Source organism: Streptomyces sp. bgisy130, assembly GCF_057708345.1.
The window spans coordinates 1-524 of the sequence record NZ_JBYISA010000123.1; the positions used below are offsets into that span (position 1 = coordinate 1).

Annotated in this window: 1 rRNA gene; it reads right to left on the reverse strand. The window is 56.3% G+C overall.

The window, feature by feature from the left end:
- Positions 1–524 (reverse strand): 23S ribosomal RNA (locus tag AC3EUV_RS38415); the annotation flags it as partial.

Here is a 524-nt window from a genome sequence, read left to right on the forward strand (position 1 = left end):
GCAATGACACGACTTCGGCGGTGTGCTTGAGCCCCGCTACATTGTCGGCGCGGAATCACTTGACCAGTGAGCTATTACGCACTCTTTCAAGGATGGCTGCTTCTAAGCCAACCTCCTGGTTGTCTCTGCGACTCCACATCCTTTCCCACTTAGCACACGCTTAGGGGCCTTAGTCGATGCTCTGGGCTGTTTCCCTCTCGACCATGGAGCTTATCCCCCACAGTCTCACTGCCGCGCTCTCACTTACCGGCATTCGGAGTTTGGCTAAGGTCAGTAACCCGGTAGGGCCCATCGCCTATCCAGTGCTCTACCTCCGGCAAGAAACACACGACGCTGCACCTAAATGCATTTCGGGGAGAACCAGCTATCACGGAGTTTGATTGGCCTTTCACCCCTAACCACAGGTCATCCCCCAGGTTTTCAACCCTGGTGGGTTCGGTCCTCCACGAAGTCTTACCTCCGCTTCAACCTGCCCATGGCTAGATCACTCCGCTTCGGGTCTTGGGCACGCTACTCAACGCCCT